Consider the following 12,595-nt stretch of genomic DNA (forward strand, 5'->3'; position numbering starts at 1 on the left):
CACCGGCCGTGGCGGCCCGTCGAGCGCTCTGACTTCTGGTTGGCGCGGCGGGAAAAGCGGCCGCTCAGCGGAAGTCGTCGGCGCGGTCGGCCGCCCACTGGCGGAAGGTCCGGGCAGGGACACCGGTCACATCCTCCACAGTGGACGTCACCTCTTCCGGGTTCGCCACCAGCGCGGCCCACGCGTCCAGCGCGCCGTCCGCGAACGCCGCCGGCCAGCCGAGGCCCAGCAGGTGCTCGCGCGCGTCCTCCCGGCTCAGCTCCTCCCAGCGCACCGGGCGGCCGAGCGCCGCCCCGACGGCCTCCACCTGCTCGACCTGGGTCAGCAGCTCCGGGCCGGTCAGGTGGTACCGGGCCCCGTGGTGGCCGTCCTCGGTCAGGGCGCGCACGGCCACCGCCGCGATGTCCGCCTCGTGGATCAGCGACCGGGCCGCCGCGCCGTAGGGCCAGCGCACGACGTCGCCCGCCCTGATCTGGTCCGCCCAGATCAGGGCGTTGGTCGCGAAGCCGCCAGCCCGCAGGAACGTCCACTCCAGTCCGGACCGCCTGAGCAGCGTCTCCATCTCGGCGTGGAACTGGATTCCGCCGCTCTCCGGCTCGCCGTCGTCCCGCACCCCGGCCGCCGACAGGTAGACGACACGGCGCGCGTGCCGGCCGATCACGTCCAGCGCCGCGGGCGCGGCCTCGGTGCTGAAGAACGGCCACACGAGGAACACGGCGTCGACGCCGGCCACGGCCGCCTCCAGGGTCGAGGGGTCGGCGAGGTCGCCGCCCACGACCTCCACGTCCTCGGGCAGGTCGGTGGCCGCGGGATCGCGGGTCAGCGCGCGCACTGTGACGTCCAGTCCGCGCAGCTGCGCGACGACCTGACTCCCGACGTTGCCGGTCGCGCCGGTCACCAGGATCACCTTCTGCTGCGACATCGGAGATTCCCCCATCTCTGGTCGTGCCGGTCGTGCCGGCCCCTGCCGCCGGGCTGTTCCGGCGACGGAAGCGAACGTAAAACCTGCACCGAAGTTGAAGTCAACTCCGCCGGGAGCGAACAGAGCGCGGGAACGAGCCGGGGCTCCGTCCACTGTGTTCCGTGTCCATGTGTTCCGTGTCCATGTGTTCCGTGTCGACTGTGATCCGTGTCCACTGTGAACGAACCGGCGCGTCGCCCGGTGTTCACCTGATGGGCAACTCCACGTGGCGTCCCGGGCAGACTCCGCGCACGGCGCTGAGCGCGGCGGCGAAGAACTCGGGGGAGTCGGGCTCCTCGGCGTGCGGCACGTCCGGGATCTCGTGGAAGCACGCGCCGCCGTCCAGGCGGTACGTGTCCGGGGTGTCGAGCGTGCTGCGCATCGTCGTGTACGCGACGTCGCCTGGTGTGTCGTCACCGGCGTTGAGGTCGGCGAGGAAAGCGCTGAACGGGCACATCTGGCCGCCCTGGTCCTCGGCCAACAGGCAGGCGGGCAGGTAGCCGTACTGGCCGGTGCCGAAGGAGACGTAGGTGCGCACGCGGTCGGTTCCGCCCATGCGCTTGAGGAAGTGCCGGGTGGACAGGCCGCCCATGCTGTGCCCGACGAGGTGTGCTCTGGCCGCGCCGGTCCGGGAGAGGACGTCGTCGACGAAGCGGGAGATCGCTCGGGCGTTGACGACGTTGTCCTCGCCGGGCAGGTCGAGCGCGAAGGCGGGGTGACCGGCCGCCGTGAAACGATCGCGCATCACGGCCATGCCCTGCGCGGAGGAGTGCCACCCGTGCACCAGGATCACGGGCTCGGCGGCCTGTCGGGGCGGCGCTCCCGAGGGAGAGGCTGTCGCGGGAGCGGCCGGCGAACCCAGTACCAGCAACAGAACCAGGGTGAGCGTCGCACGGAGCACGGTGTCCTCCCGGCCGGTCTCGTGGCGGCAACGGTAACCGCGTCGCGTGCCGCCCGGGGGAGAACTCGGGTGCTGTCACCCGGTCGAACCACGGCGCACTGTCCACACTGGAGGGTCGTTGTGCGATGACTGGCTTGACGGGAACGCCCCTTGGTCGACTGCCCCCGGGACAGCGACGACCAAGGGGCGGTCGCTCACGCCTTCGGGGCGAGCAGCCCGTTGATGTAGCCGTAGTCGAGGGCGCCCGCGAGCTCCGCGGACGAGCCCTTCGAGAGCAGCTCCCTGATGCTGCGCTGGGCCACCGCGTAGGCGGCGGAGGCGACGCCCGAACCGACGCTGACGCGGGCCACGCCCAGCTCCGCCAGCTCGGGAACCGTCGGGTGCTCCGGCCGCCAGGCGAGGATGTTCAGCGGCGCGTCGATCCCCTTGACCAGGGCGCTCACCGTGTCCTTGTCGACCACGGCTGGCACGAAGATGCCGGAGGCGCCGGCCGCCAGGTACGCGGCCGCGCGGTCCAGCGTCTCCTGGAGCCGGGTGGCGGGGTCGCCGGCCTGCCGGATGTAGGTGTCGACGCGGGCGTTGACGTACAGGGGGACGTCGGCCGCGTCCGCGGCCTGACGCGCCGCCCGCAGGCGCTCCACCTGCTCGTCGACCGCCCGCAGCGGGGTCGATCCCGAGAAGACGCCGTCCTCCAGGTTGACGCCGATGGCGCCGGCGTCGAGCACCTGGCGGATCGTCTCGGCCAGTTCCTCGGGCGACTCGCCGAAGCCGGTCTCGATGTCCGCGGTGACCGGAACGTTGACGGCGGCGGCAACCCTGGCGACGACGTCGACGGCGGCGTCCCGGCCGAGCCGGTCGCCGTCGGCGATCCCCAGGCTCCAGGCGACGCCGGCGCTGGTCGTGGCGACCGCCGGCGAGCCGGCGTCCTCGATGATCCGCGCGCTGGCCACGTCCCAGGCGTTGGCCAGGACCAGCGGCTCTCCCTTGCGGTGCAGTTCGTGGAACAGCAGGGCCTTGTCACGTTGCGAGATCGTCATGGGCACAGTCAAGCAGCCGGGGCGAAAGGGTCCCGGCGGATATTCGCCACATTCGTTCGTTTGGTGTGAGGGCTTGACGTCGCCGGGGACCGCGCCACTCGCCGACGGGACGACAGCCGACCCCCTGGTCGCCGTCCCCGGCGTCGGACCCGACAGTCGTTGATCGAGTACGGTCGTTGTGATGTCGATCAACATCGGCGGCTCCCGGGTGGACGGTGTGGCCGGGGGCCTTCCGCCGACGGTGTTCGGAGAGGGAGCGCGATGACCGATCCTGCCCGTGTCGACGTGCACCAGCACGTGCTTCCGCCCGACTACGTCCGATGGCTGGCGGGCCACGGCATCCACGACTCCGGCGGGCGCCCGTTGCCCGAGTGGAGCGCGGACCTGGCGCTGGACGTCATGGACCGGCGGTCGATCGCCACGGCGATCCTCTCGGTCACCTTTCCCGGTGTGCACCTGGGCGACGACGCCGAGGCCAGGGAGATGGCCGGCCGCGTCAACGAGTTCAGCGCCGGCCTCGTGCGCGACCGTCCGGACCGGTTCGGTTTCTTCGCGAGCGTGCCGCTGCCCGATGTGGACGGCGCTCTCGACGCGGTGGCCCACGCCTTCGACGACCTGTCCGCCGACGGGGTCGTGTTGTTGGCCAACAGCGCGGGCACGTACCTCGGCGCCGAGGAGCTCGATCCGTTGATGGCCGAACTGGATCGGCGCTCGGCCGTGGTGTTCGTGCACCCGGCCGTCCTGCCGGGAGCGCCGGTGCCGGGCATCCCGCCGGTCGCCGCGGACTTCCTGCTCGACACCACCCGCGCGGTGGTGAACCTGGTTCGGCGGGAGATTCCCTCGCGCTTCCCCCGAATCCGGTTCGTGCTGGCCCACGCGGGCGCGTTCGTGCCCTACGCGGCACACCGCCTCGCCCTCGCGCTCTCCTTCGAGACCGGCAGGGAAATCCCGTCCCTGCTGGAGGAACTGCGGAGCTTCTACTTCGACATCGCCCTGTCCGGCACGCCGGACACCCTGCCCAGCCTGCTCGCGTTCGCCCGACCCGGGCACGTGCTGTACGGCAGCGACTGGCCGCTCGCGCCCGAGCCCGCCGTGGCCTACTTCGACCAGCAGTTGGCGTCCTACGAGGGGTTGGACCCCGACCGCCGGCGCGAGATCGACAACGGGAACGCGAAGCTGCTGTTCCCCCGCCTTTCCTGAGCCGGCTCCCGGGTCGTCGCGCGCCGTCCGTCCACTGTCCTCAGTGGACGGACGGTCGGAGCGCGACCTTGCCCCGGTTGGCGCGGGCCTGGATGACGGCGTAGGCCCGTGCCACCTCCTCCAGGGGGAACTCGGCGTGGACGACCGGGCACAGCCGCCCGTCCGCGTGGAAGTCCCACAGCTCGCGGCGCATCCGCTCCACCACCTCGGGCCGGGCGGACGCGAGGCGGCCGACCGCGAAGCCGACCACGCCGCGCATCCCCGCGCGCAGCGCGTTCGCGTCGACCTGCCCGCCGGCGGCGCTGTAGGAGACCAGTCGCCCGAAGGGTGCCAGCGCCTCGACCCCGCGTCGCAGGACGTCGCCGCCCACGCCGTCGATCACCACGTCGACCGGCTCGCCCCAGTCCTCGTCGTCGTAGCAGACCACCTCGTCGGCGCCCAGATCCCGCGCGAAGTCCGCTTTGTCCCGCGACCCGACCGCCGCGACCACCGTGGCCGCGCCCAGTGCCCTGGCCAGTTGCACGGCCACGTGCCCAACCCCGCCGGCGGCGGCCGTGACGAGCACGCGCTCGCCCTCGGCGACGCGGCCCGCGCGCAGCGCGCCGAGCGCGACCAGGCCGCTGCGGGCCACGACCATGGCGTCCACCGGCCGCACGTCCGCCGGCGCCGCGTCGAGCAGCGCGACCGGCGCGGCGACGAACTCCGCGTGGGCGCCGTCGAACACGACGCCGGCGACGCGCTCACCCACGCGGAACTTCCGCACGTCGGGCCCGAGGGCCACGACCTCGCCGGCGATCTCCCCGCCCGGACAGGAAGGCAACGACGTGGCCGGCCCGGACCGGAGGTGGCCCAGCATCGGCAGCGTCGCGCCCACCGCCGCCACCCGGACCAGCACCTCGCCCGGCCCCGGCTCCGGGACCGGCGCCTCCTCGATCCGCAGGACCTCGGGTCCGCCGTGCTCGTGGTGCCGCAGTCGGCGCACGGGCGCCTCCCTCTCGTCGTCTTGTTCTTAGGTCGGGTCTAACTATAGGTCGGACCTAAGTTTGGGACAAGGCTAAACTCCGGTCGGACCTCGGGAGGTGGGCGATGGCCGCTGTGGGCGCCCGGCACGCGGGCACTGGACACGGAGGCACCGGACACGCGGGCGCCGGGCTGCGGGAGCTGCGGAAGCGGCAGACCCGGCAGGCGATCTCGGACAGCGCGACCCGGCTGTTCCTCAAGCACGGCTTCGCCGAGGTCACGATCGCGGACGTCGCTGCGGCGGCGGGCGTGGCCAAGATGACCGTCACCAACTACTTCCCGCGCAAGGAGGATCTCGCGCTCGACGCGTACGAGGAGGTCGTCGACCGTCCTGCCCGCGTCGTCTCCGAGCGGCCGGCCGGCGAGTCCGCCCTCGCCGCGCTCCGCCGCGCCTATCTCGCGGGAGTGGCGGAACGGGACCCCGTCCTCGGCTTCTGCGGACCCGCCTTCGCCCGCATGATCGTGGACAGTCCCGCGCTGCTCGCCCGGCTCCGGGAGATCCACGAGCAGCAGGAGGACGCGCTCGCCGCCGCGCTCGCCGACGAGGTGGACGGCGACGACGACCTCACGGTGCGCGCCGCCGCCGCGCTGATCGGCTCGGTCCACCGAGTCCTGTTCCACGAGACGTTGCGGCGAATCCTGGCGGGCGAGGCTCACGAGCGGGTCGCCGACGCGATCACCGCCTCCGCCGTACGTGCTTTCGGCCTGGTGGAACCCTCCCTCGGGCGGCTGGGTCGGAAAGGGAGGGGAGCTGACCGGGAAGCGCGGCGCCCTTGATAATCCCCAACGTTGAGCTAAGGGCGTGTGGCTGACGACCTGTGGCCGGTCGGCATCGTCGGCCGGGTGCAGCGACTGGCCCGGGTGCTGGACCGCGAGCTGCGGACGTTCTACGCGGAACGCTGCCTGGAGACGTGGGAGTTCGGCGTGCTCACCACGTAGGGCGGTCGAGACCGCCCTACGAGTTGACCGCGTCCGGCCTCCTGAAGGCCACGATGGTCACCTCGGGCGCGATCACCAACCGCATCGACCGGGCAGAGTACGAGCGGTTCACCGGGACGCTGCGCTCACTGCTGGAGACTTCGGCGACACCTGCCTGTCCTGACGGAGGCACGGGACCTCCGTCGCCCCTGCCGACGGGGTTCCCGCCGTGACGTGTCCTCTGCGGACGAGATCTGTCGTGTCCGTGCGACGACGCCGCCGTGATCACGGACGGTCTCCGTGAGCACGGCGGCGTTGACGACAGAGGAGCGAGTGTCCTCAGTGGACGTCGGAGCTGGCGCGGGACGTCAGCGGACGGTCCCGTCCCACTGCCACGCCTGGCGGCGCTCCAGGCCGGGCAGCGCGAGGCGGCCCGTGCACCAGAGAAGGGTTTCGGCCGGGCCGTGCCCGGTGGGCGCGTCGGGGAAGATCCGGGCGACGGCCGGCGCGCAGAGCTCGTCCGGGGGCGTCCAGTCGAAGCCCAGGGTGCGGGTGATGTCGTGGGTGTGCACGACCAGCTCGGTGACGCCCATGGCGGCGAAGCCGGCGCGGTCGGAGTGGCCCCAGGGGTGCCAGGCCCGCACCTCGGGCGCGGTCTCGCGGACCGTCGAGGCGAGCAGCGTGGCCGCGATGCGGATGCCCTCCAGGCAGGCCGGAACGGGCGCCTGCGGGTCCAGCGAGGCGAAGAGGGTGATGTACCGGTCGGTGGGGCGCGCGACGAGCAGGCCCGCGTAGCCGACGATCCCGAGGGCGAGGTGGTCCAGCGTCGTCCGGCAGCTCCAGTCCAGGTCGCCGGCGTCGCGTGACCAGTCCTGGTCGGCGCCCCTCGCCAGGACGTCGGTGCACTCGGTGGCGGTCGCGAGCAGGAGTTCGGGCCAAGACGTCGTCATCGTGTCGTCCTTGTCGTGCGGGCGGGGAAGGGGCGAGCGTCGGTGCGGGCACCGGTCCATCGCGTGAGTGGAGCTCGTGCCGCCGGCCGGTCGGGGGCAGCCCGCGCCGTTTCCGCGACAGGTCAGTCCACAATGGACTCACTGCGTCGTGTCGGGCGCTGCTCCTGTGCCACCAGGTTTCCACCGTCCTCTCGCGACGGACAGTGGCAGGACTGACGACATTCGCAAAATTCGTGCCGTAGCATTCCTGTCGTGCGCCCCGGTTCCGTCGCCGTCGTCGTCCTCGACCCCGACATCCCCCTGTGGGACCTGTACGAGTTGGGCATCACCTGCACCGTGTTCGGCATCCCGCAGCCCGACCTCGCCCCGACCTGGTACGACCTTCGGCTGTGCGCGGCGCGCCCGGCGGCGTCGCGGGCCGCCGCCGGTTTCGTCCTCAGGACGGACCACGGGCTGGACGACCTGGTCGACGCCGACACCGTGATCGTCCCCTCGGTGCCGGACGAGTGCGCCAGGAACGGCGAGGAACTGCCACCGGAGCTCCTCGACGCGCTGCGCGCGGCCAGCGAACGCGGCGCGCGCGTGGTTTCCCTCTGCACGGGCGCTTTCGCGCTCGCCGCCGCCGGCCTCCTCGACGGCCGGCGGGCCACCTCCCACTGGATGTACACCGACCTCCTGGCCCGCCGGTACCCGGAGGTGCTCGTCGACGACTCCGTGCTCTACGTCGACGACGGCGACGTGCTCACCAGCGCCGGCCTCACCGCCGGCCTCGACCTGTGCCTGCACCTGGTCCGCTCCGACCTCGGCGCGCACGTGGCCAACCAGCTCGCCCGCCGGATGGTGGTCCCCGCCCACCGGCCCGGCGGTCAGTCGCCGTTCATCGAGCTCCCCGTGCCCGAGACCGACGACGACAGCCTCGCGCCCGTGCTCCAGTGGGCCACCGAGCGGCTGGACCAACCCCTGACCGTCGACGACCTGGCGAAACGGGCCGGGATGAGCCCGCGCACCTTCTTCCGCCGACTGCGGTCCGCCACCGGCAGCACCCCGTTGCGCTGGCTCCTGCACCAGCGGCTCGCGCACGCGCGCGGCCTGCTGGAGGCCACCACCCTGCCGGTCGACCAGGTCAGCCAGCGCAGCGGACTGGGCACGGCGGCCAACCTGCGACGGCACTTCACCCTCCACATAGGAGTCTCGCCCACCGAGTACCGGCGCTCCTTTCTCAGCCCGCGGGCGGGACAGGAGGAGAGCGGGCCGCGGCCGTGAGCGCCGTGCGCAGTCCTGTGTGGACTCAGACGGCGGTGACGCGAACCAGCTCCTCGGGCGCGCCGGTGGCGCCGCGCTCGAACTCCACCGCGAACGCGGCCTCGCCGAGCGCGGCCCGCACCCGGGCCGTGATCCGGTCGACGTCGCCCCGCTCGGCGGGCGGCAGGGGCGCGGCCACGGACTCCCGCGCGGCGGTGGCCGCGCCCAACAGGGCGGCGGCGTGGCCGTGGCGCCCGGCGAGGGACCGCGCCCCGGCGAGCCCCTCCAGGGCCAGCGCCACCGACCGCGGATCACCGGTGGTGCGCGCGGCCTCCAGGCTTTCGTTGTGCAGGGCCAACGCCGCGTCCGCGTCGCCGCGCTCCTCGGCGACGAAACCCAGTTCGGCCAGGATCAACGCGAGCCCCAGGTCCCCGTCCACCTGCCGGCACCAGTCGAGCCAGCGACGCAGGTGCGCCTCCGCGGCGTCGAGCCGGCCCGCGCGCCGGGCGACGAGCCCCAGCCCCACCTCCGCGAACTGCTCGCCGCGCCGGTGCGACTGCTCGGCGGCCATCCGCAGCGCCCGTTCGTGCAACTCCGTCGCACGCTCGTGCTCGCCGCGCAACAGGGCGGTCCTGCCCAGCTCGGACAGCAGGTAGGAGACCTCGATCGACAACCCGAGCTCCTCGGCCATCCGCAGCCCGTCCTGTCGCAACTGGACAGTCCACTCGTAGTCCCCGTCGATCTCGGCCAGCTTGCCGAGCGTGCTGAGCGCCTTGAGCTGGCCCCAGCGGTCGCCCAGCTCCCGGAAGGCGGCCAGGCTCCGCTCGCCGCTGCGCCGTGCGAGGTCGAGGTCGCCCCGGGAGAGAGCCTGCTCGGCGCGGGTGCCCAGCGCCGCGGCCGCACCCCACTCGTCGCCGAGGGCGTGGAAGCCGTCCAGCATCTGGCGCACCCGTTCCTCGCGGGCGGCCAGATCGCCGACGCCGATCAGCACGAGGTTCAGGAACCACTCGGCGCGGCACCGCTGTCCCAGGTCGTCGTCGCCGTCGTAGAGCGCCAACACCTCGCCCGCGCGCTCCGCCAGGTCGGCGCCCTCGCCCATCAGGATCGCCATGCTCATGTGCCAGGTCATCGCGGCCACGTGTGCGGCGTGGCCCCGGGAGGAGTGGTTCTCGATGATCGCCAGGGCCATGGTGAGCGACCGGTGCCCCTCGCCGAGGCGGCCGCGGAGGAACCAGTACCAGGACAAGGAGTTCACCAACCGCAGCGCGAGGTCGACGTCCCGGTGCCGCACCGCGCTGTCCAGCGCGACGCGCAGGTTCGGCGTCTCCGCGTCGAGCCGTTCCAGCCATCGTTGTTGGTCCCGGCCGCGGAGCTCCACGTCGGCCCGCAGCGCCAGTTCCGTGTAGTAGTGGCGATGGCGCTGGCGCACCTGCTCGATCTCACCGGCCTCCCGGAGGCGTTCGAGGCAGTAGGCCGCGACGGACTCCAGCAACCGGTACCGCAGGCCGCCGTCCGACCCGTCGACCACGACGACGAGCGAGCGGTCCACCAGCCGGGTCAACAGGTCCAGGACCTCGTGCGCCTTCACGCCGTCCCCGGCGCACACGGTCTCGGCGGCCTCCAGGGCGCATCCCTCGGCGTGCACGGCCAGCCGCCGCAGGACGACGCGCTCGGCCTCGGTCAGCAGCTCCCAACTCCAGTCGATCATCGCCCGGAGGGTCTGCTGCCGGGCCGGCGCGCCCCGGTGTCCGGAGGCCAACAGCCGGAACCGGTCGTCGAGCCGGTCCAGCAGCTCGGGCACGCCGAGCGCGCGCACGCGGGTGGCGGCCAGCTCCAGCGCCAGCGGAATCCCGTCCAGGCAACGGCAGATCGCGGCGACGGTGGCCGCGTTGTCCGCGGTGAGGCGAAAACCGGGGGAGGCGGCGGAGGCGCGTGCCACGAACAGCTGGATGGCGCTGAACTGTTCCAGTGTCACCGGGTCGGAATCCGCGGTCGGCGTGGGTAGTTCCAGTGGCGGCACTGTCCACAGTGTCTCCCCAGCCAGCCCGACCGGCTCCTGACTCGTCGCCAGGACCCGCACGTCCGGCGCGCCGCCCAGCAGCACGTCGACGAACTCGGCGACCGCGTCGACCACGTGCTCGCAGTTGTCGAGCACGAGCAGCATCCGCTTGGCGCGCAGGGTTTCGGTGAGCCGGTGGGCCAGGTCGGCCGGTCGTGTGCCCGGCGTGGAGTCGGCGGCGGCGTCGTCGCGGATCTCCAGCGCCGCCGCCACGGTCTCGGCCACTTCGGTCAGCGTGCACGACGTCGTCATCTCGGTCTGCCAGCCGCGACCGGCGAGCTCGACCAGCCACACGCCGTCCGGGTAGCGGGGGAGCAGTTCCGCAGCCGCGGCCAGCGCCAGCCGGGTCTTGCCCACTCCGCCCGGCCCGGTGAGCGTCACCAGTCGGTGCCGGTCGAGCAGGGAGCGCACGTCGTCGAGCGCCTCGGCCCTGCCGACCAGGTGGGTGATCGGCGCGGGCAGGTTCGTGCGCGGTCGCGCGGCCGGGGAAACGGGCGGCGGCGCGGCGGCGAGTGCCGGGTCCTGCCGCAGGATCGCCTGGTGCAGGGCGGTCAGCTCGGGGTTGGGGTCGACGCCCAGCTCCTCGGCCAGCCGGTCCCGGAGCTCGCGGTAGCTGTCCAGGGCCTCGCTCTGCCGCCCGGAGCGGTAGAGGGCCCGCAGGTGGGCCGCGCGCAGCCGTTCCCGGAGGGGGTGGCGGGCGACCAGGTCGGCCAGCTCGCCGACCAGCGTCCCGTGCTCGCCGAGGGCCAACCGCGCCTCGGCCTGCTCCTCGACGGCGACTAGGCGCAGCTCGCCCAGCCGGTGGATCACGGGTCGGGCGAACTCGCTGTCGGCGAAGTCGGCGAACGCCGGCCCGCGCCACAGCGCGAGGGCGTCGGTGAGCAGTGCGGCCCGGGTGGCGGGGTCGTCGGTGGAGCGGGCTTCGGCGACCAGCGCGGTGAACCGCTCCGCGTCCACGGCGTCGGCGTCGACCCGGAGCAGGTAACCCGGCGGGCGGGACAGCACGAGGTCCCGGCCGCCCGGCTCGGCCTCGGCCAGCGCCCGGCGGAGCTGCGACACCTTGGCCTGCACCGCGCCGGCGGGATTCGACGGTGGGGTCGCGCCCCACAGGTCCTCGACCAGCCGGTCCGTCGACACCGGACGGCCCCGGTGCGCCAGCAGGTCGGCCAACAGGGCGCGGACCTTCAGCTCGGGAACCCGGACCGGTCTCCCGTCCGCCGTCCAGACCTCCAACGGACCGAGCACCCCGAAACGCACGTCGTCACGGTAGTGCAGGGCGCCGACACGTCAGCCGGCTCGCTCTTCGGCACGCGCCCGAAGCCGGGCCGAAGCGGACCCGAAGCCCGCCCGAAGCGCTGGTCAGCAGGGTGGAACCCGATGAGCGACACCGGCGAGAAGGCCGGGCGAGTGTGAGGAGAGTCCGATTTCCACGCAGCACAACTCCAGGGTGACCGTCCTCGGCCTCGGCGCGATGGGGACCGCGTTGGTCGAGGCCTTCCTCGCCGGTGGGCACGCGACGACGGTGTGGAACCGCACCCCCGGCAAGGCCGACGGCGTGGTCGCCAGGGGCGCGGTCGTGGCGGAGACCGTCGCCGAGGCGGTCGCCGCGAGCCCGCTGGTCGTCGTCTGCCTGTGGGACGACGCCGTCGTGCGGGACGTGCTCCACCCCGTCGCCGACGCGCTGGCCGGCCGGGTCGTGGTCAACCTGACCAACGGCACCCCGGCACAGGCCAGGGAGATGGCGGCCTGGGCGGCCGAGCACGGCGTCGAGTACGTCGACGGCGGGATCATGGCGATTCCGCCGGGCATCGGCACCGAGCACGCCTTCGTGCTCTACAGCGGGGCCGAGGCCGCGTTCGAGGCGCACCGCGAGGTGCTGGAGCGGCTGGGCGCCGCGAAGTACCTCGGCGCGGACGCCGGGCTGGCGGCGCTGTTCGACCTCGCCCTGCTCAGCGGCATGTACGGCACGTTCGCCGGCCTGTGGCACTCCCTGGCGATGGTGCGCACGGAGAACGTGTCGGCGGCCGAGTTCGTGCCGATGCTCGGGCCGTGGATGCAGGCCATGATCGGCGGCAACCTGGACCGGCTCGCCCACCAGCTCGACACCGGCGACTACGGCCACGAGGTCGTGTCCAACCTGGCGATGCAGGCGGCCGCCTTCCCCAACATCGTCCAGGCCAGCCTGGACCAGGGCATCCGGCCCGACCTGATGGCTCCCATCCAGCGGCTGATGGACCAGGCCGTCGCCGCCGGCCACGGGGCCGAGGACGTCGCCGTCGTCGTCGACCTCCTCAAGAACTGATCTCG

Annotated in this window: 11 protein-coding genes; 5 read left to right on the forward strand and 6 right to left on the reverse strand. The window is 73.2% G+C overall.

Features of this window, described 5'->3' with window-relative positions:
- Positions 1-64 precede the first annotated feature (64 nt).
- The 3 genes from BUE43_RS05990 to BUE43_RS06000 all read right to left on the reverse strand — a co-directional run bounded on the left by BUE43_RS05990 (position 65) and on the right by BUE43_RS06000 (position 2,899).
- Entirely contained in the window at positions 65-922 is an 858-nt protein-coding gene (locus BUE43_RS05990) for an NAD(P)H-binding protein (RefSeq protein ID WP_073480407.1), read from the reverse strand.
- Between the two features lie 244 nt (positions 923-1,166).
- Complete coding sequence (locus tag BUE43_RS05995; RefSeq protein WP_143173987.1) at positions 1,167-1,862, reverse strand: esterase/lipase family protein; 696 nt, start codon at positions 1,860-1,862, stop codon at positions 1,167-1,169.
- 194 nt (positions 1,863-2,056) lie between these two features.
- Entirely contained in the window at positions 2,057-2,899 is an 843-nt protein-coding gene (locus tag BUE43_RS06000) for an isocitrate lyase/PEP mutase family protein (RefSeq protein WP_073480409.1), read from the reverse strand.
- A 261-nt stretch (positions 2,900-3,160) separates the two neighbouring features.
- Between BUE43_RS06000 and BUE43_RS06005 the strand changes: the two genes are divergently transcribed.
- Positions 3,161-4,099, forward strand: coding sequence for an amidohydrolase family protein (locus tag BUE43_RS06005; protein WP_073480410.1), 939 nt, complete (start codon positions 3,161-3,163; stop codon positions 4,097-4,099).
- 40 nt (positions 4,100-4,139) lie between these two features.
- On the opposite strand, the gene BUE43_RS06010 is transcribed toward BUE43_RS06005, so the two are convergent.
- Positions 4,140-5,081: a quinone oxidoreductase family protein gene (locus BUE43_RS06010; protein ID WP_073480411.1), complete on the reverse strand. Its 942-nt coding sequence runs from the start codon at positions 5,079-5,081 to the stop codon at positions 4,140-4,142.
- 104 nt (positions 5,082-5,185) lie between these two features.
- Here BUE43_RS06010 and BUE43_RS06015 point away from each other — a divergent pair, with 104 nt between their 5' ends.
- Both BUE43_RS06015 and BUE43_RS35575 read left to right on the forward strand, forming a co-directional pair.
- The gene (locus BUE43_RS06015; protein ID WP_073480412.1) at positions 5,186-5,896 is read left to right on the forward strand and encodes a TetR/AcrR family transcriptional regulator; all 711 of its coding nucleotides are present in this window, start codon (positions 5,186-5,188) and stop codon (positions 5,894-5,896) included.
- Between the two features lie 27 nt (positions 5,897-5,923).
- Entirely contained in the window at positions 5,924-6,058 is a 135-nt protein-coding gene (locus BUE43_RS35575; protein WP_268844411.1) for a hypothetical protein, read from the forward strand.
- A 347-nt stretch (positions 6,059-6,405) separates the two neighbouring features.
- Here the strand turns inward: BUE43_RS35575 and BUE43_RS06020 are convergent, their stop codons facing one another.
- On the reverse strand, positions 6,406-6,987 hold the full coding sequence (locus BUE43_RS06020; RefSeq protein WP_073480413.1) for a maleylpyruvate isomerase N-terminal domain-containing protein: 582 nt from the start codon (positions 6,985-6,987) through the stop codon (positions 6,406-6,408).
- Between the two features lie 252 nt (positions 6,988-7,239).
- Between BUE43_RS06020 and BUE43_RS06025 the strand changes: the two genes are divergently transcribed.
- Complete coding sequence (locus tag BUE43_RS06025) at positions 7,240-8,250, forward strand: helix-turn-helix domain-containing protein (protein ID WP_073480414.1); 1,011 nt, start codon at positions 7,240-7,242, stop codon at positions 8,248-8,250.
- A 25-nt stretch (positions 8,251-8,275) separates the two neighbouring features.
- Here the strand turns inward: BUE43_RS06025 and BUE43_RS06030 are convergent, their stop codons facing one another.
- Positions 8,276-11,545, reverse strand: coding sequence for an AfsR/SARP family transcriptional regulator (locus BUE43_RS06030; protein ID WP_073480415.1), 3,270 nt, complete (start codon positions 11,543-11,545; stop codon positions 8,276-8,278).
- 166 nt (positions 11,546-11,711) lie between these two features.
- On the opposite strand from BUE43_RS06030, the gene BUE43_RS06035 reads away from it, so the two are divergent.
- The gene (locus tag BUE43_RS06035; protein WP_456114860.1) at positions 11,712-12,590 is read left to right on the forward strand and encodes an NAD(P)-dependent oxidoreductase; all 879 of its coding nucleotides are present in this window, start codon (positions 11,712-11,714) and stop codon (positions 12,588-12,590) included.
- The last annotated feature ends 5 nt before the right edge of the window (positions 12,591-12,595 follow it).

This window comes from Streptoalloteichus hindustanus (assembly GCF_900129375.1).
Lineage (GTDB): Bacteria > Actinomycetota > Actinomycetes > Mycobacteriales > Pseudonocardiaceae > Streptoalloteichus > Streptoalloteichus hindustanus.